The 22,044-nt window shown below is 70.9% G+C and carries 21 protein-coding genes; 7 read left to right on the top strand and 14 right to left on the bottom strand.

The window, feature by feature from the left end:
- Positions 1-227: 227 nt before the first annotated feature.
- The 8 genes from AC3E6M_RS09285 to AC3E6M_RS09250 form a co-directional block, all read right to left on the bottom strand.
- The gene (locus AC3E6M_RS09285; RefSeq protein WP_138176534.1) at positions 228-725 is read right to left on the bottom strand and encodes a methylated-DNA--[protein]-cysteine S-methyltransferase; all 498 of its coding nucleotides are present in this window, start codon (positions 723-725) and stop codon (positions 228-230) included.
- A gap of 5 nt (positions 726-730) precedes the next feature.
- Positions 731-2,257, bottom strand: a complete 1,527-nt coding sequence (locus tag AC3E6M_RS09280) for a DNA-3-methyladenine glycosylase 2 family protein (protein ID WP_138176507.1) — start codon at positions 2,255-2,257, stop codon at positions 731-733.
- Positions 2,258-2,479: 222 nt separating this feature from the next.
- Positions 2,480-4,507: a hypothetical protein gene (locus tag AC3E6M_RS09275; protein WP_138176532.1), complete on the bottom strand. Its 2,028-nt coding sequence runs from the start codon at positions 4,505-4,507 to the stop codon at positions 2,480-2,482.
- 145 nt (positions 4,508-4,652) lie between these two features.
- Positions 4,653-5,720 carry a glycoside hydrolase family 130 protein gene (locus AC3E6M_RS09270; RefSeq protein ID WP_138178151.1) on the bottom strand — a complete coding sequence of 356 codons (1,068 nt, stop codon included), beginning with the start codon at positions 5,718-5,720 and terminating at the stop codon, positions 4,653-4,655.
- A 2-nt stretch (positions 5,721-5,722) separates the two neighbouring features.
- Entirely contained in the window at positions 5,723-6,550 is an 828-nt protein-coding gene (locus AC3E6M_RS09265) for a carbohydrate ABC transporter permease (protein WP_138178153.1), read from the bottom strand.
- Positions 6,547-7,521 (bottom strand): carbohydrate ABC transporter permease, encoded by a 975-nt coding sequence (locus AC3E6M_RS09260; RefSeq protein WP_138178155.1) that lies wholly within the window; start codon positions 7,519-7,521, stop codon positions 6,547-6,549. The genes AC3E6M_RS09265 and AC3E6M_RS09260 overlap by 4 nt, the downstream gene beginning before the upstream one ends.
- 1 nt (position 7,522) lies before the next feature.
- The gene (locus AC3E6M_RS09255; RefSeq protein WP_490529714.1) at positions 7,523-8,806 is read right to left on the bottom strand and encodes an extracellular solute-binding protein; all 1,284 of its coding nucleotides are present in this window, start codon (positions 8,804-8,806) and stop codon (positions 7,523-7,525) included.
- A gap of 40 nt (positions 8,807-8,846) precedes the next feature.
- Positions 8,847-9,872 (bottom strand): LacI family DNA-binding transcriptional regulator, encoded by a 1,026-nt coding sequence (locus AC3E6M_RS09250; RefSeq protein WP_138178159.1) that lies wholly within the window; start codon positions 9,870-9,872, stop codon positions 8,847-8,849.
- A 215-nt stretch (positions 9,873-10,087) separates the two neighbouring features.
- Here AC3E6M_RS09250 and AC3E6M_RS09245 point away from each other — a divergent pair, with 215 nt between their 5' ends.
- Both AC3E6M_RS09245 and AC3E6M_RS09240 read left to right on the top strand, forming a co-directional pair.
- Entirely contained in the window at positions 10,088-11,515 is a 1,428-nt protein-coding gene (locus AC3E6M_RS09245; protein ID WP_138178220.1) for a dihydrolipoyl dehydrogenase family protein, read from the top strand.
- Positions 11,516-11,629: 114 nt separating this feature from the next.
- On the top strand, positions 11,630-12,001 hold the full coding sequence (locus AC3E6M_RS09240; RefSeq protein WP_138178222.1) for a hypothetical protein: 372 nt from the start codon (positions 11,630-11,632) through the stop codon (positions 11,999-12,001).
- Here the strand turns inward: AC3E6M_RS09240 and AC3E6M_RS09235 are convergent, their stop codons facing one another.
- Complete coding sequence (locus tag AC3E6M_RS09235) at positions 12,002-12,490, bottom strand: MarR family winged helix-turn-helix transcriptional regulator (RefSeq protein ID WP_490529713.1); 489 nt, start codon at positions 12,488-12,490, stop codon at positions 12,002-12,004.
- Positions 12,491-12,686: 196 nt separating this feature from the next.
- Between AC3E6M_RS09235 and AC3E6M_RS09230 the strand changes: the two genes are divergently transcribed.
- The 3 genes from AC3E6M_RS09230 (at position 12,687) to AC3E6M_RS09220 (ending at position 13,858) form a co-directional block, all read left to right on the top strand.
- Positions 12,687-12,851, top strand: a complete 165-nt coding sequence (locus tag AC3E6M_RS09230) for a hypothetical protein (RefSeq protein WP_490529712.1) — start codon at positions 12,687-12,689, stop codon at positions 12,849-12,851.
- Positions 12,852-12,877: 26 nt separating this feature from the next.
- Positions 12,878-13,219, top strand: coding sequence for a DUF7882 family protein (locus tag AC3E6M_RS09225; protein ID WP_138178226.1), 342 nt, complete (start codon positions 12,878-12,880; stop codon positions 13,217-13,219).
- Positions 13,220-13,339: 120 nt separating this feature from the next.
- Positions 13,340-13,858 carry a DUF1697 domain-containing protein gene (locus tag AC3E6M_RS09220; RefSeq protein WP_490529711.1) on the top strand — a complete coding sequence of 173 codons (519 nt, stop codon included), beginning with the start codon at positions 13,340-13,342 and terminating at the stop codon, positions 13,856-13,858.
- 139 nt (positions 13,859-13,997) lie between these two features.
- On the opposite strand, the gene purH is transcribed toward AC3E6M_RS09220, so the two are convergent.
- The 4 genes from purH to AC3E6M_RS09200 form a co-directional block, all read right to left on the bottom strand.
- Positions 13,998-15,608, bottom strand: a complete 1,611-nt coding sequence (purH, locus tag AC3E6M_RS09215; protein ID WP_138178261.1) for a bifunctional phosphoribosylaminoimidazolecarboxamide formyltransferase/IMP cyclohydrolase — start codon at positions 15,606-15,608, stop codon at positions 13,998-14,000.
- 62 nt (positions 15,609-15,670) lie between these two features.
- Positions 15,671-16,270, bottom strand: coding sequence for a phosphoribosylglycinamide formyltransferase (gene purN / locus AC3E6M_RS09210; protein ID WP_490529710.1), 600 nt, complete (start codon positions 16,268-16,270; stop codon positions 15,671-15,673).
- 87 nt (positions 16,271-16,357) lie between these two features.
- Positions 16,358-17,839 carry a cell division protein PerM gene (locus tag AC3E6M_RS09205; RefSeq protein WP_490529708.1) on the bottom strand — a complete coding sequence of 494 codons (1,482 nt, stop codon included), beginning with the start codon at positions 17,837-17,839 and terminating at the stop codon, positions 16,358-16,360.
- Positions 17,840-17,908: 69 nt separating this feature from the next.
- On the bottom strand, positions 17,909-18,346 hold the full coding sequence (locus tag AC3E6M_RS09200; protein ID WP_138178342.1) for a nitroreductase family deazaflavin-dependent oxidoreductase: 438 nt from the start codon (positions 18,344-18,346) through the stop codon (positions 17,909-17,911).
- Between the two features lie 64 nt (positions 18,347-18,410).
- On the opposite strand from AC3E6M_RS09200, the gene AC3E6M_RS09195 reads away from it, so the two are divergent.
- The gene (locus tag AC3E6M_RS09195; RefSeq protein WP_138177378.1) at positions 18,411-19,862 is read left to right on the top strand and encodes an NCS2 family permease; all 1,452 of its coding nucleotides are present in this window, start codon (positions 18,411-18,413) and stop codon (positions 19,860-19,862) included.
- Between the two features lie 42 nt (positions 19,863-19,904).
- On the opposite strand, the gene AC3E6M_RS09190 is transcribed toward AC3E6M_RS09195, so the two are convergent.
- Complete coding sequence (locus tag AC3E6M_RS09190) at positions 19,905-20,822, bottom strand: LysR substrate-binding domain-containing protein (protein WP_490529707.1); 918 nt, start codon at positions 20,820-20,822, stop codon at positions 19,905-19,907.
- 151 nt (positions 20,823-20,973) lie between these two features.
- On the opposite strand from AC3E6M_RS09190, the gene AC3E6M_RS09185 reads away from it, so the two are divergent.
- On the top strand, positions 20,974-21,936 hold the full coding sequence (locus AC3E6M_RS09185) for an NADP-dependent oxidoreductase (RefSeq protein ID WP_490529706.1): 963 nt from the start codon (positions 20,974-20,976) through the stop codon (positions 21,934-21,936).
- Positions 21,937-22,044: the final 108 nt, after the last annotated feature.

Here is a 22,044-nt window from a genome sequence, read left to right as displayed (position 1 = left end):
CGGGCGTGCGACGCGCGAGCGGTCGGAGCGCTACGGGCGGGCGACGGCGGAGAAAGCGGCACGCACGACGGGGGCGTCGATCTGGTCCATGGCATCCTCCTCGATCGGTACACAGCCACCGGGGGACGCGGCAGCTTTTCAGGATATGCCTGAGGGATCCCTGGAGGCAAGACTGGATCCGAGGGCACGGGCGCCGTCCGCTGCCGCGGGCTCCGATGCCCGAGGGGTCACCCCGCGGCTTCGCGTTCGAGCAACCGGCGCTTGACCTCGACGCCCCACGCGAACCCGCCCATCGTCCCGTCGCCGCGCAGAACCCGGTGGCACGGCACGAACAGCGCGGGCGCGTTCCGGGCGCAGATGGATGCCGCCGCCCGCACCGCCGTGGGAGAGCCCAGGGCGGTCGCGAACCCGGTGTAGGTGAGCGGCTGCCCGGGACGGATACCGCGCAGGGCGGCCCACCCCCGCTGCTGCAGGGGCGTGCCGAACTGCGCGACCTCGACGCCGTCGATCGCGGCGAGGTCGCCGTCGTAGTAGGCGCGGACGGCGTCTGCGGCGCGGGTCTCGCCCGTGACGACGGTCACCGGGCGGTGGGCGGGTCGCAGGCGCGCGAGCATGGCATCCCTGTCGTCGGTCCAGCCCGCGACCAGCACGCGGTCGGCGTCGTCGGCGAGGATCGCGAAGGCGCCGTCGGGGGTGTCGAGGAACTGCAGGGTCGCGGCGGTCACGGTGCTCACGGGGCGGGCTCGCTTTCGGTGGGAGACGGGACTGTGTCGGTCGCGCGCCACGCCTGGGTGACGGGCGCGGCGTACCAGTAGTGCGCCATCGCGTAGCTGCGCCACGGAGCGAGCCGATCCGACCACGCCGTGAATCCGGCGGCGTCGGACGGAAGGCCGAGGGCTGCGGCACCCGCGCGCGCGGCGACGTCACCCGGCAACAGGACGTCGGGGTCACCCAGCACGCGCATGCGCACGTAGTCGGCGGTCCACGGGCCGATCCCCCGCAGCGCGAGGAGACGGGCGCGCTGTTCCGCGCCGTCGTCGCCGGGACCCAGGGCGAGCGAGCCGTCGGCGAGTGCCGCGGCGGTCGCGACGATCGCCCGGCGACGGGCCTCGGGCCCGCGCAGCACGTCGATGCCGCTTTCCGCGATCACGGCGGGCTCAGGAAACAGCGTCATCGGCGAGCCACCGATCTCGGTGGTCTCTCCCAGCTCGGCCGAGAGGCGGCCCTGCATCGTGCGGGCCGAGGCGACGCTGATCTGCTGACCGATCATCGCCCGCAGCAGCATCTCCCCGGCATCCATGGCGCCGGGCACCCGCACGCCCGGGATCGCGGCGACGGCGGGCGCGAGCTCGGGGTGCCGTACCAGTGCCTCGTCGATCGCGAGCGGATCGGCGTCGAGGTCGAACAGGCGGCGGACGCGCGCGATGAGCGTGCCGAGGTCGGCGGGGGCGGTCAGCCGGGCGCGCAGACGCAGCCGCGAATCGGCGCCGCGACGCACCTCGAACCACGCCGGTCCGCCCGGGAGCCGCACGACCCGGGCGAACGACGTGTCTCCGCCGATCTCGACGCCGGGGACGGCGTGCGCCCGCATCCAGCCGAACAGCCCGACCGTGTCGATCGGCCCGCGGACGGGCAGCGCCAGGTCGATCTCGCCGACCGGGACCACCCCGGCGGCCCGCGTCCGACGTGCGCGGAGGGCGGTGGGCGACATGCCGAACACCTCGCCGATCGTCTCGGTGAACTGCCGGACGCTGGAGAACCCCGACGAGAAGGCCACGTCGGTCGACGACAGGTCGGTGCCCACCAGCAGCGCGCGAGCGGTGTGGGCGCGCTGCGCCCGGGCCAGGGCGAGCGGTCCGGCACCAAGTTCGGCGGTGAGCAGCCGACCGAGGTGACGCGCCGAGTAGCCCAGGCGCCGCGCGAGTCCGGGAACGCCCTCGCGGTCGACGACGCCGTCGGAGATGAGGCGCATCGCCCGCGCCGCGACGTCGCCGCGGACGTCCCACGCCGGCGACCCCGGGGCGGCCTCGGGAAGGCACCTCTTGCAGGCGCGGTACCCGGCCTCGTGCGCCGCCGCGGACGTGGCGTAGAACGTCACGTTCGCCTCTTTCGGCGTGCGCGCGGGGCAGCTGGGCCGGCAGTAGATGCCCGTCGAACGCACGGCGGTCACGAACTGCCCGTCGAAGCGGCGGTCGCGCGACTGGATCACCCGGTAACGCTCGTCGAAGCCCCGGGCCTCTGTCGCGGTGATCGTCATGGCATCCACCCTGCCACCGACCTCCGACACTGTCCGGCGGAAATCGGACACGAGGATGCCGGCGCGGTGCGCCCCACGCCGGTTCGCGCCGTGCACGCCAGCCGCTGAGCCGCAGCCGACCCCGATTCGGGGCGCGTTCTTCCGTTCGGGGCGCGGAATCCCCCGCCCCGAACGGAGAATCGCGCCCCGAACCCGGCTCGCGCGAGCCCGCGGCCGCGGGGCTCAGCGCTCGGCGATCGCGAAGCCGCCCGCGGGCAGCACCACCGTCGTCTCGTCGTCGAACGCGATCGTGCGCAGCAGCGCTCCGCGGGCGTCGTACACCCGCACCGTTCCGCCGCCCGAGACGGTCGTCCGCTGCGCGGACGGGGCGCTGGAGTGCACGAGCTCGCTACGACTGTCACCGCCCGCCAGCACCAGGCGCGACACCCACGGCCGAACGATCAGCCCGTCGAGCACGAGGTCGCCGCGCAGCGCGGTGACGTCGACCGTGCGGCGCCGTTCCGGGACCGGCACCCGCAGGGCGTGCGGCAGCAGAGCTCCCGCCGTGGGCGAAATGCCCTGGGCGGGACCGGTGGCCTTCAGCGCGCCGTTCCCGCGCCAGCGCGAGAGAGACGTCTCCCCCGGCTGCGAGAACACGACCGGTTCGACCCAGCGACGGGAGTCCGAGGGACCGATGTCCCACGTGGCGCTCTGCCCCGGGCGCAGGGTGAGGGCATCGCCCGACCAACTGGACTCCCCCGTCCACGACGCCGGCGTCGACACCGTGCCATCGGTGGCCGTGGCATCCTCGGCTTCGACGAACGACAGTCCGACGCGGTCCGCGACCGACGTCAGCGCCGTCGCCCGTGCGGCGATGTCGGGGTGGGCGTCGAGCGCGAGTGCGGTGAGCAGGCCGTGCATCGTCGACTCGGCCCCGCTGTTGCGGTTGACCGTGCCGTCGGGCTGCAGACCGTCGAAGGTCACGCCCGTCGCGGGGTCGTACATCTGTGCGCCGGCGTGGTTGGCGCCGAAGAACCACGCAGCCTGCATCCCGGCCAGTTCGGCGAACGCCGACGAGCCTGTCGTGTCGGCGAGAGCGACGAGCGACTGCACCCGCGAGTCGGCGCCATATGCGATCTGGACCCGGTCGGTGGGGCTCGGGAACCAGCCGTTGTCGGGCCCACCGGCCGTGAGCAGGGTCGTCGTGAACCCCGTCGCGTCGGCGATCGCGGGATCTGCCAGGGCGGGGTCATCCAGCACGTCGGCGGCCACGGCGAGCGCCGCGGGCATCTGCGAACCCCACGCGTGCCACATGGCCGGCGACTGCGCCCACGGCAGCACCGCGCCGTAGGGCCACTCGCGGGAGGATCCGGATGCCATAGCGGCCACGCCCTCGGCGAGCTGACGCGCCGCGGTGGTCGAGGAGTCGTCCCCGGCCCGGACGGCGGCGGTCAGTCCGAGGACGGCCTCGGCCGAGGCATCCGCCCCGTCGACGATGAGCCACGCGGGAACTCTCTTGCCATCGGACTCGACGTACTGGCCGTAGCGCGAGAGAACGTCGCGCTCGATCGCACCACGCGACAGGGCGAGACGTTCCTTCAAGAATGCAGCGAAGTCGGGGTCGTCGTCGACGAACGCCGCGTACCCCTCGCCGAGCGCCCACACGGTGCGAGCAAGCCAGTAGCTGGGGCCGGAGTCCGAGGGGTCGGGCAGTTCGATCGGCTCTGCCGAGGGGTTCAGGTCGCCGTCGGGTTGCATCCACAGCACGACGTTCCCGGCATCCGGTCCCTCGGTCGTCTGGTGGTAGGCGACCGTGCGCAGCAGCTCGTACGCCTTGTGCCGGCTGCCGTCGTCGCCCGTCTGCTGCCAGTGGCGGAGGTAGACCACGGCGGCGCGGGTGGTGTCGTCGGCGTTGTACGCGCCCTGCCCCCAGTCGCCGGTCGCGGGGTCGAGCGGGCCGCCGCCGACGCGTTCGAACGTGCCGCCGTCGCGCGCGTCGGCGTAGGTCCACGGCGCGAGGAGCGTGGGCTCTTCGGCGAGACGGTAGGTGGTGTGGCCGGCGACGTCGGCGGGCGGGGTGGGCTCGCCGAGCAGGAAGTCGAGGTGGTCGAGGTTGGTCAGCGGCGCCGCGGCGGTGGCCGGTGCCTCGGTCATCGCGGCCGGTGCCGCGGCGGTGGCCGGAGCCGGAGCCGAGGCCGCCGCCGTCAACGGCACCGCGAGGGCGACCGCGCCGAGCAGGGCGAGGCCGCGCGCACTCCATCGTGCGTTCATGGGGGGATCCTTCCGTGGGGGGGGTGGGGGCACAACTCCTGCAGAACCACCTCGGGGCCGCCGAACGGCGGATGCGGCGGCGATCCTGCAGGAGTTGTGACCGCGCCGCGCCCGAGCCTCCCGGCGTCGGACGCGACGCGGGGCTTCAGTCAGTGCGTTCGAGCAGGGCGACGCCGATCTTCGAGTCCGCCATGCCGTAGAACACGAAGTGTCGGCCGTCGATCTCCTCGATCGCGGTCGGGAAGACGACGTTGGGCACGATTCCGCTGCGCTCGTCGTCGGTCTCGGGAGCCAGGAGCGGCTCGGGCGTGCGCGCGATCACGCGGCTGGGGTCGTCGGCATCCAGGATGAGGGCACCGGCGGCATAGTTGACCTTCTGCTGCTGCGAGAACGCGCTGTCGATCACGCCGGTCACGCCGTGGTGCAGCACGAGCCACCCCTCCGGGATGCGCAGCGGCGGCGGACCGCCCCCGATCTTGACCTCTTCGAACGGGAACTCCGGCCCCGCGACGAACCGGTGCTGCTCCCACAGCGCGAGGTTCGACAGGTCTTCCCGAACGGATGCCACGGGCACGTAGCTGATCCAGATGGACTGCCGCGCATCCTCGATGCCGGCCGGCAGCCGCACGCCCTGACCGGGCTTGGTCTCGCCGAGGTCCCACATCGGGCGGTGGAGCACCGCGAAGGCCTCGGTGCCGTCGGGCGCGGTCACCGGCTCGGGGAAGAACACGGTGTCCTTGTTGTGGAACAGGTTGAGGTCCATGTCGAGGTCGTCCTGGTAGCGGAACAGCACGGGTCCGAGCCGCCGCCAGTCGCGCAGGTCGTCCGACACCGCGATCGCGGTCCGCGGACCCAACGGCCCGTAGGCGACGTAGGTCATGACGTGCAGGCCGAGCGCCTCGACCCATGTCGTGCGCGGGTCTTCGGTTCCGGCGTTGTCGGCGCCGCGCTCCCAGCCGCGGTCGGGCTGGAGCACCACGCCCTCGCGTTCGACGGCGACGGGCACACCGTCCTCGACGACGACGCGGGCGAGGCCCACGCGCGACACGTTGCCCTCGGCGACCAGGCGCGGCAGCAGGTACAGCTCGCCGTCCGGGCCGCGACCCGAGGCCGGGTTGAGCACGCCCTCCGCTTCGTCGGTGTTCCCGGGTTCGGGGGTCATCACCACACCGAGGCGTGTGAGGCGGTAAGGGACGGGGGATGCGGGGGTCATTGTCATCCTTTCACTCCGGATCCGAGGTCGTTGGAGGTGAAGTAGCGCTGGAAGATCAGGAACAGCGCCACCGCGGGGGCGGCGAGCACGACGGCGCCGGCCATCATCGCGCCGAAGGGGTTGGTCGTGGATGCCGCGATGGTGGAGATGAAGTTCGCCAGCGACACCGCGAGCGGCTGCATGGCGGCATCCTTCGTGATGAGGAAGGGCCACAGGAACTCGTTCCACGGACCGATGAAGGTCAGCAGCACCGCGGTCAGCAGCGCCGGACGCACGAGCGGCAGCGCGACGCTCCACAGCAGCCGGAACTCGTTCGCCCCGTCGATGCGGGCGGCGTCGAACAGTTCCTTGGGGAGCTGCAGGAAGTACTGCCGGAAGATGACGACGGCCGTGGAGTTGATGAAGAACGGCAGGATCATGCCGAGGTAGCTGTCGCTCAGGCCGTAGTCGCGGGCGATCATGACGTACAGCGGGATCATCAGCAGCTGGAACGGGATCACCTGCACCAGCAGCACGAGCGCGAAGGTCGCCGACCGGCCGCGCCACTTCAGCACCGCGAGCGCGTACCCGGCGAGCACCCCGAACACGACGGTGCCGAGGATCACGCCCCCGGTGAAGATCCCCGAGTTCACGAGGCCCTTCAGCAGGTTGATGCGCCCGTCGATCGCCGTGTAGTTCTCGAGCGTCAGGTTCGACGGGTGCGGGAAAGCCCCCGCGATCGAGGTGTCGGGGTTCGTCTGTAGCGAGCCGACGACCATGTAGTAGAAGGGGAACAGGAACGCCAGGGCGCCGAGCGTCAGCACGCCGTAGGTCACGACTCTCGTCCTCATGATTCCTCCCTCCCCACGAACCGGCGCTGGAGCGCCGCGATGATCAGCACGAAGATGATCAGCACCACCCCGATGGCCGCGGCCACGTCGGGGTTCTGCTGCTCGATGCCCTTCTGGTAGATGAGGAGCACGGGCGATGTCGACGCCCCGTTGGGGCCGCCGCCGTTGGTGAGCAGGTACGGTTCGGTGAAGAGGTTCGCGCCGGTGATCGTGGCCAGCAGCACCACGAGGAACGTCGCCGGACGCACGCCCGGCACGGTCACCGAGAAGAACTGCCGGAGGCGTCCGCCGCCGTCCACCGCGACCGATTCGTACAGCTCGTGCTGCACGTTCTGGAGCGCCGCGAGGTACAGCAGGATGTAGAACCCGAGCCCCTTCCACGTCACGAACAGCGCGATCGTCGGCATCGCCAGCGCCGAGTTGACCAGCCACGACGGGCTCGGCGCGAGCGGGCCGAGCGCGTTGTTGATCAGCCCCGAGTTCGAGAACAGGAACAGCCACACCGCGACGACGGCGACGGATGCCGTGACGTAGGGCACGTAGAACGCGACGCGGAAGAACGCGCGGGCTCGCACCACCCGGTCCAGCGCCGTGGCCAGCACGATCGACAGCACGACCGTCAACGGGACGTTGATGAGCAGGAAGATCCCGACGTTGCCGAACGACCGCCAGACGGCCGGGTCGCTCAGCGCCGTGACGTAGTTGTCGAGGCCGACGAACGGCCGGTCGACGTTCGCGCCCGGGGCGGTGAAGAAGTAGTCGTGGAACGACATCCACACCGCGAACACGATCGGGTAGGCGAAGACGACCCCGATGAAGATCAGGTACGGAGCGGAGAACAGGATGCCGAGCGGCTGCGCCCCGAGGAGGCGGCGCCGCTTCTTCCCGGCATCCCCCACTCCACCCGCACGACCGGACCGGCCGGGGTCGCCCCCGGTCCGACCGGGCGTGCGGGTGAGATCGGCGGTCATGTCACTTCCCCGCCGCGAGCTGGTCGATCTGCGTCTGGGCGTTGGAGAGGAAGGTGTTCACGTCCTCTTCGCCGAAGATGACCGACTTGGAGTACTCGTCGCGGAACGCCTGCCAGATCTCGACCGAGCTGGTGACGTTGGGCACCTCGACGGTGCGCGCGGCCTGGTCACCGAACTGCTGGTATGCCGGGTTGGCGCTGAAGTAGTCGGCGTACGTGGTGGTCAGGTCGGTGCGGAGCGGCATCTGACCGGTCTCTTCGAGCCACTTCCCGTCCTGCTCCTGGCTGGTGGCGAACTTCAGCACCTCCCAGGCGGTGCCCTTGTTCTGGCACGCGGTGAAGAGACCGACGTTCTTCGCGTCGCTGAAGGTCCACGTCTGGTCGGCCGCGGTGCCCTTCTCTGTCGGCACGGGCACGGCGCCCCAGTTGACCTTGTCCTTGTAGACCGACACGGCCCACGGTCCGACGATGGCCATCGCGGCCTTGCCGTCGGCGAACGCGTCGCCCTGGTACTGCTCGTTGCCGGCGAGCTTGTCGGTGTAGATCGTGCGCCAGAAGTTCGCGACGGCCTCACCGTCGGCGTCGTTGAAGGTGGCCTTGCCGTCCTCGACGAGCTGCTTGCCCCCGGTCTGCGCGGCGTACAGCGGGTAGAAGTCGAACCACGACTGGAAGAACTCGCTCGTGGGCGCCGGGTTGATGGCGTAGTCCGAGACGCCCGCGGCCTTCAGCTTCTGCGAGGTCGCGAGGAACTCGTCGTACGTCGACAGCTGCGGCTTCTCGGGGTCGAGACCGGCCTTCGCGAACAGGTCCTTGTTGTAGAAGATCATCACCGGGTTGCTCTTCCACGGCAGCTGGTAGAAGCCGCCGTCGTCCGAGCGGTACTGGTCGGCGAGGTCGCCGCTGCGCTCGGTGATGTACTGCTCGCCGTCGGGGAAGTCCGACAAGTTCACGAGGCCGCCTTGGCGCTGGAAGCCGGGCACGGCCGCGGGCGAGGTGTTGAACACCAGACACGGGGCGTTGCCCGCGGTGATCGCCGCACCGATGACCTCTTCGCTGGAGGACCCCGCGGGGATCTCCTGCGCCGTGATCTGCTCGTCGGGGTGGTCGGCGTTCCAGGCCTCGACCATCTGCTGGCCCCACGCGATCTCTGCGGCGTTGTTGGAATACCAGATCGTGATCGGGCCCTTGGCATCCATTCCCGAGGCACCACCGCCGCCTCCGCTGCACGCGGAGAGGGCGAGGATGCCGGTGGCGGCTACTGCTGTGGCGAGAATGCGTCGTCGCATGTCTTCCTCCTTGTGGGGGCGGGCGGGGGCCCGCGGGGTGTCAGCTTCGTGTCGGCGGTGCCGTGGAGTCGCGCACGCACAGGACCGGGTCGGCGAGGACGAGCGCTTCGGGCTCCGCCCCGCCGATGGCCTGCAGCAGCGCTCGCGCGGCCGCGCTCCCCCAGCCGCGAGCGTCGGTGGAGACGCTCGTGAGGGCGGGGAACAGGTGCCGGCCGAGTTCGGTGTCGTCGAACCCGGTGATCGAGAGGTCGCGGGGCACCGACAGGCCGCGGCGCTGCGCCGTGCCGAGCCCCGCGACAGCCATGTTGTCGTTCGAGTAGACGATCGCCGTCGGCGGGACCTCGGCATCGAGCAGGGCCGTGGTGGCCCGCGCCCCGTCGGCGGCGCTGAAGTCCGTCTCGACGACACGGGCCCGGATGCCACGCGCCCGCGCCGCGGCTTCGAACGCCGCTGCGCGGTGACGGCCGTGCAGCATGGCGGAGGGCCCGGCGACGTGGGCGATCTCGGTGTGCCCGAGGTCGGCGAGGTGGTCGACCGCGAGACGGATCCCCGCGCCGTCGTCCACCGACACCGAGGTGAAGGGACTGTCGACATCGGGCACACCAAGGGTCACGGCGGCGATACCGAGGCTCGCGACGAGGGCGATGCGGGGGTCGTCGGCACGCAGGTCGGAGAGGATGACGCCGTCGACGCGACGGTCCGCGGCGAGTCCGCGGTAGGTCTGCTCTTCATGGCGGCCGGGGGTGGCGGCCGCGAGCACCAGCACTTGGCCGGACACCGAGAACTCGTCCTCGACGCCCGCGATGAACGACGGGAAGAAGGGGTCGGCGGCGATCACGTCGGGGCTGCGGCCGATGACGAGGCCGCACGCGAACGCACGTCCCACGCTCAGCGAGCGGGCTCGGAGGCTCGGGCTCCATCCCATCTCGGCAGCGACGGAGAGGATGCGCGCGCGAGTGTCGGGCGAGACGCCCGCGCGACCGTTCAGCGCGAAGGACACCAGCCCCTTGCTGACCCCGGCGCGCCGCGCGACATCGGCGATCGTGGGTCGCGTCTCGTTCGTCATGCTTCACCTCGTCGTGGCATCCGGCGATCTAAACCGGTTCAGTGGGTCGAGCCTAAACCGGTTCAGGGACGCCGTCAACCCTCGACGGGCACTCCGTGGCCCCGGGGCGCCGTAGGTGGCCCCGGGGCCACGACGAGCCTTCTGGGTTTGGGGCCCCGGCGGGGACGCCCCGCAACCCCTCCCCCATGTCGTCACCCCTCGCTAGCGTGAGGGACATGAGCGAACGCGAATACGACCTCATCGTCATCGGCGCCGGCCCCGTGGGCGAGAACGTCGCCGACCGTGCCGTGCAAGCCGGACTCACGGCCGTCATCATCGAGTCCGAGCTGGTCGGGGGCGAGTGCTCGTACTGGGCGTGCATGCCGTCGAAGGCTCTGCTGCGCAGCGGTGCCGCCCTGCAGGCCGCGCGCAACATCGACGGCGCGAAGCAGGCCATCACCGGCGACCTCGACGTCGCGGCCGTGCTCCGTCGCCGCGACTCCATGACAAGCGACTGGAACGACTCCGGACAGGTCGAGTGGCTGCAGGGTGCCGGGATCGACCTCGTGCGCGGCCACGGTCGGCTCACCGGCGAGAAGACCGTGCGCGTCACCGCCGACGACGGCACGACCACCGACCTCGTCGCTCGGCATGCCGTCGCGGTGTGCACCGGCTCGGCCGCGCTTCTTCCCGGCATCCCGCGCCTGGCCGACATCGCGCCGTGGACGAGTCGCGAGGCCACCGCGGTGCAGCAGATCCCCCGCTCGCTCGCGATTCTCGGCGGTGGTGTCGTCGGGGCCGAGATGGCCACCGCTTTCTCCAGCCTGGGCGCCGAGGTCACGATCATCGCGCGCTCGGGACTGCTCGGCGGCACCGAGCCGTTCGCCGGCGAGCTCGTCGCGGATTCCTTGCGCGAGCGGGGAGTCACGGTCAAGACGGGGGTGGATGCCACGGCCGCACGCCGCGACGACGACGGGCGCCGCGTTCTCGAGCTGTCCGACGGCACGTCCGTCACCGCCGACGAGGTCCTCGTCGCCACGGGCCGCGTTCCCCGCACCGACGACCTCGGCCTCGACACCGTCGGGCTCGATGCCGGCTCGTGGCTCGACGTGGACGACACCCTGCTCGTGCGGGGGTTCGACTGGCTCTACGCCGTCGGCGACGTCAACCATCGTGCACTCCTCACACACCAGGGCAAGTACCAGGCGCGCGCCGCCGGCGACGTCATCGCCGCCCGAGCGCAGGGCGGCGAGGTCGACGACAGCCCGTGGGGAGCCCACGTCGCGACCGCCGACCACGACGCCGTTCCGCAAGTGACCTTCACCGACCCCGAGGTGGCCTCGGTCGGAGCGACGGCGAAGCGGGCAGAAGAGCGTGGCCTGAACGTGAAGGTGCTCGACTACGACCTCGCGCACGTCGCGGGCGCCAGCGAGCAGTCCGACGCCTACGTGGGCCGCGCCCGCGCGATCGTCGACCTCGACCGGGGAGTGCTCGTGGGCGCGACCTTCGTCGGCCCCGACGTCGCCGAACTGTTGCATTCGGCCACGATCGCGGTCGTGGGCGAGGTGCCGATCAAGCGACTGTGGCACGCGGTTCCCTCGTACCCGACGGTCAGCGAGGTCTGGCTGCGTCTCCTCGAGACGCTCGGCCGCGAGAGCGCGTGACCACGCGCGCTCGCGGCGCCGCGACGACACCGCTTCGCCGCGAAGTCGCAACTGATGGACCGAGTCCAATCTGTCGTACGATTCATGCGGTGGAGCCCGCCTTCACCGTGAACCGTGGGGGTAGGCAAGGTGCCGTTTCGCAGCAAAGACACGTTGCAGGTATGGCTGGATGAATTCGACGCGAAAGAGCCCGGCCGGATCGGCACCGCGTACGTCGCTGATCAGGAAGCCGTTGACGGTCGCGACAGCGGCCTGGTGATCTTCCCCCTGCGAAACGCCACGACCTCGGTGTACATCCAGCCCATGGAGACCGGGGCACCGGACTGGCGGGTCACGATAGAGGCACAGCCCGAGGTGACCGAACTCTCACCCGAGGCCCTGTACGACCTGTGCGAGGAACTGGCGAACACCGCCGCTCTCTGCGCTTTCCTGCAGGCGAAGTCGATCGACCACATGGCCCACCTGAACGCGCACGCCCAGGACTAGCTACGCGACCGAAGACTCGGATTCGTCGGCGGCCTGCGGGTCGATGCGTCGGGCTTGGTCCCGCGCGGCTGCAGTGGTGTGAGTGAGGAAGTCCGCGAGGTTGGCCTCGACCTGTGGGTCGAGGTGGCCGATGATCTGCCGGCAGGCCGTGTCGAAGCGGGCCAGCTGAGACCACGGCTCCTTTTCGAGGTCCACGACCAGATGGATGTGGTTCACTCGACGGTCCGCCGCGTCGAACTCTCGGCGCAGGATGCCGCGACGCACGAGCCGTTCCACCATCGTCGTGATCCCAGCCGAGGTCACACCGAGGTGCCCCGCCAACTCCGATGGCCGAACGCCGGGGTGAGCCCCGACGTAGGCGAGGGCCTTGGCATCGAGCTCGTTGACACCGAGCTGCTTGCGCGCCTGAGCGGCGGCCGTGTCTCGTTCCCGGACGTAGAAGGCGAGCGCTGCCATCAACGGCGACGAATCACCCGATTTCTCCGTCATTGAACCGCTCCCTACGTAGCTCCTGCCCCGAAGCACTATACCTAACCCCCTAAGGTTCCGAACCTGACAATCACCTTCAGTGACTGTTCACCGCAGTGAACCTCAACCGTGTTTACTAACTGAGTTAATTACATGGTAGGTTGATCTTCACCGGGGTTGACAGCCCGGCGCACCGTGGACGAAGGGGGGAACCGCGATGGCCCACAGTCTTTTCACCGGGATCCGAACCGCACCCGTGCGGAGATCCACGTTCATCCCGGCTGCCGGTCGCCCGCTCACGCCCGCGCCGACGCCCGTCGTCGTCGCGGCTGCCGTGACGGTCTCGATCGCGGTCGGGGTCGTCCTCCCCCTCGTTCTTTGAGCCATTCACACACGCCAGGAGTCATCATGGGAAAGCTCTTCTACGGTTCCGACCCGCAGCCGATGGACATCGACGATCGACTGCTGCAGTACCTTCAGGTCGTCTTCTCGACCAAGCTGCGTCGCAGCGAGTCGTTCACCATCACGTGGACGGATGCCGCGGCCTCGCACGCCCGCACCACGCTGTGGATCCAGCCGTCCATCCCCCTGCGATTCCTGTACTCGAGCGTGGACGCCCAGCGCCTGTCCGGCGGGTACCTCCGTCAGCTCGCCGACCAGGCCGCGATGTCGTCGGGTCTGGTGCTCGACGCCGCCACCTGGCACGAGCACGAGAGCGCGCACCGCGTGCAACTCGTCGCCGCGGCCTGACCGCACCCTCTTTGCCGCACCCCGCCCTGACCACCAGGGCGGGGTGCGGTCTTTCACCGCGGCCCCACGTGCCGGCGCCTTTCCGCCCGACCGGCGGGTCCACCGGCGTAGATTTGCGTCGTGGCCCGGACGATCGCACTCCTCCGCGGCGTGGGTGGCCCCACGGCGCTGAAGATGGCCCGTCTCCGCGAGGTGCTGGCATCCGCGGGGCTCGGCGAGGTCGAGACGCTCCAGGTGGCCGGGAACATCGTGCTCGACGACGCGGGACGCTCCCCCGAGGCCGTCGCCGGGGTCGTCCGGGCGGCCGTGCTCGGGGCCTTCGGCCACGATCTGCCCGTCGTGGTGCGCTCTCACGCCGAACTCGCCGACGCGCACGCCCGCAACCCCTTCGCCGACGCGGCCGAGGGACGGTGGGTCCAGACGGTGTTCCTCGACTCCGTCCCCGCCGTCGCCGCGGTGCGTCTGCCGGCCGGCATCCCCGAAGAGGCGGTCCTCGATGGCCGCGAAGTCTTCGTGCGCTACCCCGAGGGGATCGGCGGCTCGAAGCTGCAGGCGGGCTGGTTCGAGAAACACCTCGGTGTCGTCGCGACCGCCCGCAACGCCAACACGATCGCCAAGCTCATCGCCCTCAGCGCGTAGCGCCCCGCCCCCACCCCCACGCGCCCCCGCGATAAACGCCCTGCCGAGTGAGACACCACGCAACAGGGTGTGTCTCGCTCGACAGGGCGTTTATCGACAGCGGGAGGCAGCGGCGCAAGGCGGCAGCGGCCGCGGGCGCTCAGTGGAAGAAGTGCCGCTCGCCGGTGAAGAACATCGTCACGCCGGCGGCGCGGGCGGCGTCGACGACCTCGCCGTCGCGCACCGACCCGCCGGGCTGGATGATCGCCGAGATGCCGGCGTCGATGAGCACCTGCGGCCCGTCGGCGAACGGGAAGAAAGCATCGGATGCCGCGATGGAGCCGGCGGCACGGTCGCCCGCGCGCTCGACCGCCAGGCGACACGAGTCGACGCGGTTCACCTGGCCCATGCCGATACCGACCGTCGCCGAGCCCTTCGCCAGGACGATCGCGTTCGACTTCACCGCGCGGCAGGCCTTCCACGCGAAGATCAGGTTCGTCATGTCCTCGTCGGCGGGCCGCTCGCCCGAGACGAGCTCCCAGTTCTTCGCGACCGACTCGATGTCGTCGGGGAACCGGTCGGCATCCTGCAGCAGCAGCCCGCCCGACACCAGGCGCACGTCCATCGGCTCCTGCCGCCAGTCGGCGGGCAGCTGCAGCACGCGCAGGTTCTTCTTGAGCTTGAACACTTCGAGCGCTTCGGGCTCGAAGTCGGGCGCGATGATGACCTCGGTGAAGATATCGCGGAGGTTCTCGGCCATCTTCAGCGTCACGGTGCGGTTCGCCGCGATCACGCCGCCGAACGCCGACACCGGGTCGCACTCGTGCGCGCGCAGGTGGGCCGAGGCGATCGGGTCGAGGGCGTTCGGTGCGGCGACGGCGATGCCGCACGGGTTGGCGTGCTTGATGATCGCGACGGCGGGCTTGACCATGTCGAACGCCGCGCGCAGGGCGGCATCGGCGTCGACGTAGTTGTTGTACGACATCTCCTTGCCCTGCAGCTGCGTCGCCTGCGCGATCCCGTGACCGCCGACGCGGGTATAGATCGCGGCGCGCTGGTGCGAGTTCTCGCCGTACCGCAGCGTCGACAGGCGCTCGGCCTGGATGGTGAGGTGCGCGGGCAGGTCGATGTCGTCACCGAGCGTGCCCTCGGCGAACCACGTCGACACTGCGGTGTCGTACGCCGCGGTGTGCGCGAAGGCGCGGGCGGCGAGTTCGCGCCGCTGCACGAGCGAGGTGCCGCCGTCGCGCTGCACCGCGTCGATGATCGCGGGGTAGGACTCGGGCGAGACGACGATGGCGACGTTCGCGTGGTTCTTCGCCGACGCGCGGACCATCGCGGGGCCGCCGATATCGATCTGCTCCACGACGTCGTCGCCCTCGGCCCCGGATGCCACGGTCTCCACGAACGGGTAGAGGTTCACCACCACGAGCTCGAAGGGGAGGATGCCGAGCTCATCGAGCTGCGCTTCGTGACTGGCCAGACGCAGATCGGCGAGGAGACCCGCGTGGACGCTCGGGTGGAGCGTCTTCACGCGCCCGTCGAGCGATTCGGGGAACCCGGTCACGGTCGAGACGTCGGTGACGTCGTGGCCGGCGTCACGGATCGTCGCCGCGGTCGAGCCGGTCGAGACGATCTCGACGCCCGCACCGGCGAGGGCCTCGGCGAGCTGCAGCAGGCCGTTCTTGTCGCTGACCGACACCAGCGCTCGGCGGATCGGGACGACGTCACGGGGACGGTAGTCGGCGGGGTCGTGGCGGGGTCCGGCCATGGCTGCGGCTCCTGTGTCTCGTGTCGGGGTTCAAGGACGCGGGCGTGCGGACGCCCGCGGGATCAGGGGGTTCGGGATGCCGCGACGGCGAGGTCGAGGTCGCCCTCGGCGATGCGACGGACCACGTCGATGAGCAGGCGCCGTTCGACGGGCTTGATGCGCTCGTGCAGTGCCGCTTCGTCGTCGTCGGGGAGCACGGGGATGCGTTCCTGCGCGAGGATCGGACCGGTGTCGACGCCGGAGTCCACGACGATGACGCTCGCCCCGGTCTGCGAGACACCGGACCGCAGGGCGTCGCGCACCCCGTGCGCGCCGGGGAACTCGGGCAGGTACGCCGGGTGGGTGTTGATGATGCGGGGCTCCCACTCGGCGACGAGGTCGGCGGGGAGCAGGCGCATCATTCCGCTCAGCACGACGAGGTCGGGCTGCCACACGCGCAACTGCGCCCCCAGTTCCGCTCCCCACTCGGCGCGCGACGCGAAGGCATCGAACGGGACGAGGAAGGTCGGGATGCCGAAGTGCTCGGCGTGCGCGAAGCCGTCGGCCTCGCGATCGGCACCGACCGCGACCACGCGCGCCGGAAAGTCGGGGGCGGCGGCCGCCTCGAGCAGGGCGCGGAGATTGGAGCCGGTGCCGGAGATGAGGACGGCGACCGTGAGCACGGAGGCCAGTCTACGCAGGTGCGTTCGAGCGCGCGGATCGGCCCGTCTCCGCGGACGTGACCGCGTCGCCGACGGCGCGCCGACAGGTCAGCGCTGATCCGGCGCGGCGTCGCCCCACGCGGCCCGGATGCGCGCGCGGACGTCGTCATCGCTCGCCGTGGCGGTGGCGTCCGGCGCGGGCCCCGCCTCCGCGGCATCCGGATCCCGGTAGGCACTCGGCCACACGTCGGTCGCGATCCCGACGCCAGGGCCGGGGGCCGTGGGGGTCGGTCCGGTCGCGTGCTCGGCGCGATCGAAGGGCACGTGCTCGCGCGTCGGGAACGAGAACGCCGGGACGTGCTCGCGCGCCTCGGAGACGGGCGCCGTCCGGCCACCGACGCGCGGGCTCAGCAGCAGGATCGCCAGGCCGACGAGCACCTCGAGGCCGAGCGCCAGGGCGAGGGGACCCGGCTGCGGTCCCGTGTCGGCGAGACGCGCCGGCCCCATCGCGCCCGACGAGACGAGCGCGACCAGCGCCCCGACCCCGCCCGTGAGCGCGGCGACGACGACCGCGAGGGTAAGGCGCGGTCCGATCGGCTCGGGGCCGGTGGCCGACGGCATCCGGCCTCTCAGGACCCACCCGGTCAGCGCACCCACCCCGACGGGCAGCAGCACGAGCAGCAGCAACCACGGCGAGGTCGAATCGGGCACGGCGCCCAGCACCGGGATGCCGGGGAGCGCGCCGACCTGCGTCGCGGCCGGGGTGACCGCGGTGTCGGTGCCGATCGCGAAGCCGGGTCCGGCGGTGAACGCGAGCGCCCACAGCACGAGCGTGGGGAGGTAGACGAGTTGCCCCAGCGCGATCACGGTCGCGCCGACGGCGTCGGCGTTGCTGGCTTGGAAGAGCCCGATCACCTGGCCGGAGCCCGCGACGAGCCCCGCGACGAACACCACGGCCCCCACGCTGACGAGTCCGAGAGTGGTCAGGGCGAGGCCGCGCACCGCCAAGACAGGCACTTCGGCCCAGGCCCGCGGGAGACGCGCGAGCCGGTCCCGCAGCGCGTCGACGGGGCCGTCATCGCCCACCCGCCACGATCCGACGACGGCGCCGACGAACGACGAGGCGAAGAAGATCGACGACGGCAGCAGGATCGCCGGCCAGATCTCGGATGCCACGAGCTCGGCATTCGCCGTCAGCGCGACGAGCGTCGAGAGCGCGGCGAAGACCAGCGAGCCGGACAGCCAGCCGGTGATCGCGGCGCCCGCTTCTGCCGCGCGCGAGCCGGAGCGGGCCGCGAACAGACCGGTGAAGACCGCGAACGCGAGCGGTGCGAGCGAGAGCGTGAAGGTCGCGAGCGCGGGATCGATGCCCGTGGCCGCGAGATAGGTGTCGGGCAACGTTACGGAGACGGGCACGAGATGGCCCAGGTGCCACACTGCGGCCGACGCGGGCCACAGGGCGCCCCAATCGGGATCGCCTACGCCGAACACCCACAGAAGCGTCAGGGGCGCGAGCACCACGGCGATACCCCCCGCGGCCACCAGCACGGCGTCGAGGGCGACAAGGAGGGCGACGAGTAGACGATGCATGAGCGACTCAGACCCTACCCGCGGCCCCCGACAGCGCCGCTCAGGCGCGGCGGCATCCGGGCGTGCTCGTCAGTCGACGGGCTCGAGGACGAAGATCTCGATGCGGCGCTCGGTCTTGCGCTGATACTCGTCGTAGTCCGGCCACACCGCCACCGCACGGGCCCACCACTCGTCGCGCTCGGCGCCCTCGGCCTGGTGCGCGTCGTACTCGCGCTTGTCGTCGCCGTCCTGCAGCGCGACGCGCGGGTTCTTCACGAGGTTGTAGAACCACGCGGGGTGCTCGGGAGCCCCACCCTTGGATGCCACGACGAGGTAGCGACCGTCGTGTTCGACGCGCATGAGAGCCGTCTTGCGCAGGCCCCCCGTTTTTGCTCCGACGGTGGTGAGGACGATGATGGGAACGCCCCGCAGTTCCGCGGCCTCCTGGCCACCCGTGGCCTCGAAGGTCTCGGCCTGCGTACGGGCCCATTCGCTGGTGCTGGGCAGATACTCTCCTGAGAGCGGCATGTCCTCCACGATAGGCCCGCTCCCCCCTCCCCGGCACCGCCTCTCCCATTTTCCTGGAGCCCCCATGAGCACGCCCGCTCCCGAGACCACCACCGCCCCCGCACCGAAGAACGCGCTCGACCGCTTCTTCGAGATCACCGCGCGAGGGTCCTCTGTCGGCGCGGAGGTGCGCGGCGGCGTGGTGACGTTCGTGACGATGGCGTACATCGTCATCCTGAACCCGATCATCCTGTCGGGGACCCCTGACGTCGCCGGAAACGCCCTGGGCTTCCCGCAGGTGGCCGCGGTCACCGCCCTCACCGCCGGTGTCATGACGATGCTGTTCGGCCTCGTCACCCGACTGCCGTTCGCGTTCGCCGCGGGCCTGGGCATCAACTCGTTCCTCGCCGTCGGCATCGTCGGCGGGGTCACGTGGCCCGAGGCGATGGGCCTCGTCGTGATCAACGGACTCATCATCGTGCTCCTGGCGGTCACGGGTCTGCGCCGCATGATCTTCGAGGCCGTGCCGCTGGCTCTCAAGACGGCCATCACCGTCGGCATCGGCCTGTTCATCGCCTTCATCGGCTTCGTCGACAGCGGGCTGGTCACCGCCACGGGCCTCTCGTCGCCCCCGGTGGGCCTCGGCGTGCAGGGATCGATCGCGACCATCCCGACGGCGCTGTTCGTGCTGACCCTCCTCATCACCGCCGTGCTGATGGTGCGCAAGGTCAAGGCGGCCCTCCTCATCGGGCTGCTCAGCGGCACCGTCATCGCCGTGATCGTCGAGGCCATCGCGCGGCTCGGCGCGCGCTCGGCCGAGAACCCCGGCGGCTGGGGCCTCAGCGTCCCGACGGTGCCGGCGAAGTGGGTCGGCCTGCCCGACCTGTCGCTCGTCGGCCAGGTCGACCTCTTCGGCTCATTCGGCCGTATCGGTGTCCTCGCGGCCCTCATGCTGGTCTTCACGCTCGTCTTCACGAACTTCTTCGACGCCATGGGCACGATGACCGGTCTCTCCCGCGAGGCGGGCCTCGCTGCCCCCGATGGCACCTTCCCGCGCCTGCGCTCGGCGCTGGTGATCGAGGGCATCGGCGCCGTCGCCGGCGGCGCGACCTCCTCGTCGTCGAACACCGTGTTCATCGAGTCGGGCTCGGGTATCGGCGAGGGCGCCCGGACGGGCCTCGCGAACGTCGTGACCGGAGCACTCTTCTTGCTGGCGATGTTCTTCACGCCGCTGACCAGCGTCGTGCCCACCGAGATCGCCGCGGCCGCGCTCGTGATCGTGGGTGCGCTGATGATGGGCCAGATCCGCCACGTCGACCTCAGCGACCTGTCGGTGCTGATCCCGGTGTTCCTGACGGTGACGATCATGCCGCTGACCTACTCGATCGCCAACGGCATCGGCGCGGGCTTCGTCAGCTGGGTCGTCATCCAGGCGCTGTCGGGCCGCGCGCGCCGCGTCAGTCCGCTGCTGTGGATCGTCGCCGCCGGCTTCGTCGTGTTCTTCGCCCGGGGCCCCGTGGAGTCCCTGCTCGGCTGAGCATCGCGACCGGGGAAAGTGCTTCGACTCCTCTCCGCGCCATCACGGTGCGTCGGGTTGCGCCACGGAGGATGCCGTCACGAGCGCCGATCGCAGCCATCGGACAGCGGGGTCGTTGTCGACGCGAAGATGCCAGCGCTGCTCAACGGTTGCGCGGGGCAGGGGAACCGGCACCTCGTGTGCGCGCAACGGCACACCCCGCTCGCGCAGGTGCGACGCGAGCCGCGAGGGAACGAGGCAGAGCGCGTCGTCCTCGAGAGCCATGAGCGCCCCGACGGCGTAGGTCGGGACGACGGCGGTGACCCGGCGCGAGCGGCCGATCCTCTCCAGGGCGTCGTCGAGCGGGCCGCGGTCGAGCCCTCGGCGCGACGCCGAGACATGCGGGACGGCGCAGAGATCGTCGAGCGTCAGGGCCGACTTCCTCCCCAGGTCGGATGCCGCCGCGACGACCGCGACGAAGACGTCCGTGAAGAGGACCGAGGACCTCACGTCCGGCGGTGCGGGGTCGGCCACTCCCACGTCGAGGTCCAGAGTGCCGTTGCGGAGAAGGTCGGCGTTCTTCGACTCCTGGGCGACGAATCTCAACTGCACGTGCGGGGCATGGGCTGCGACGAGTCGCGCCAAGCGAGGGGCGAGGACGGGCGACAGTGCATCGTTGATGCGGATCGCGAACGTGCGGCGCCACGTGGCGGGGTCGGAGTGCGTCTCCGAGCGGAGACGGTCGGCGTCGTCGAGGATCGCCTTCACCCGTGCGGCCACGCGCTGGGCGAAGGGCGTCGGAACCATCGATCTCCCCGCGCGCACGAGGATCGGGTCGTTCATGGCCCGTCGAAGGCGCCCCAGCGCGCGACTGGTCGCGGGGACCGAGAGGTGCAGGCGATCGGCGGCGCGCGACACACTGTCGGTGTCGAGCACGGCGTCGAGGACGCGGAGGAGGTTGAGATCGAGTTGTTCGGCCATCACAGGGAATTGTGTCAGGCGCAAAGCAGCATTGCAGAGATTGCGCTTCCCGATGCCCGTGCGCGCGACCACGATGGAGATCAGGCTGATCGACCCGACAGCTTCCCTCCGCTCGGCACCACGCCGGGCGCCGCCCCTCCGAGGAGTTCTGATGGCCCGAACCGTGCGTCCGAGAGCATTCGGCGGCCCCGACGTTCTCACCGTCCGTGACATCGACGTGCCGGAGCCCGGTCCGGGCGACGTGGTCGTCCAGGTCCGCGCCGCGGGCGTGAATCCTCTCGACTGGAAGCTGTACGGCGGCGCGTTCCACGAGGTCGACGACGACGAGAAGGACGGCGCCGGTCTGGCGGACCCACTACCCACCCTGGGTATGGACTGCGCGGGCGTCGTCAGCGCGGTCGGCGTGGGCGTCGAGAACGTCGCCGTCGGCGACGAGGTGATCGTCTATCCGGTGACCGGTGCCTATTCCGACACCGTCGTCGTGCCGTTCTCCTCGCTGATCCCCAAGCCGGCGTCGCTCGGGTGGGCCGAGGCGGGCGGATTGATGCTGGCCGGGCTGACGGCAGCGCACGCTCTGCACGCCGCGGGCGTCCGACCGGGCGACACCGTCCTGATCCACGGCGGCGCCGGAGGGGTCGGCCTCATGGCCGTGCAGTTGGCGCGCGTGCACGGCGCAGCCGTCGTTGCGACGGCTGCCGAGCGCAATCACGATCTGCTGCGTGAGCTCGGAGCGATCCCCGTCGTCTACGGTGAGGGCCTGGCCGATCGTGTACGAGCGGCGGCTCCGCGGGGGGTGGACGCAGCGATCGACACGGTCGGCACCGATGAAGCTCTTGACGTGTCGCTCGCCCTGGTCTCCGATCCGGCACGCATCGCCTCGATCACGGGGTCTGACCGGCGCGCGGGAAAGGGGATCGCGCTCTTGGGCTACGGTCCCGGTCAAGATGCGGGGACCGCCTACCGACTGTCCATGCGCGCCAAGCTCGCGGAGCTCGCCGGGAGGGGCGACATCCGCGTCGTCGTCGCGCAGACGTTCGGCCTGACGGAAGCCGCCCGGGCTCACGAATTGGGCCAGGCGGGCGGATCGACGGGGAAGCTCATCCTTCTCCCCTGACGGGCAGGTCACCCGTGGCGCATCGGCGTGGTGGACGTGGTGATCGCCGGCGGGAGGAACGGAAAAGGGCCCGGATGCCATGGCATCCGGGCCCTTCACATAGGCGGG

The organism is Microbacterium sp. SCPM-O-B-15248 (M128) (assembly GCF_058214835.1).
This window is presented reverse-complemented; position numbering and strand designations above follow the sequence as displayed.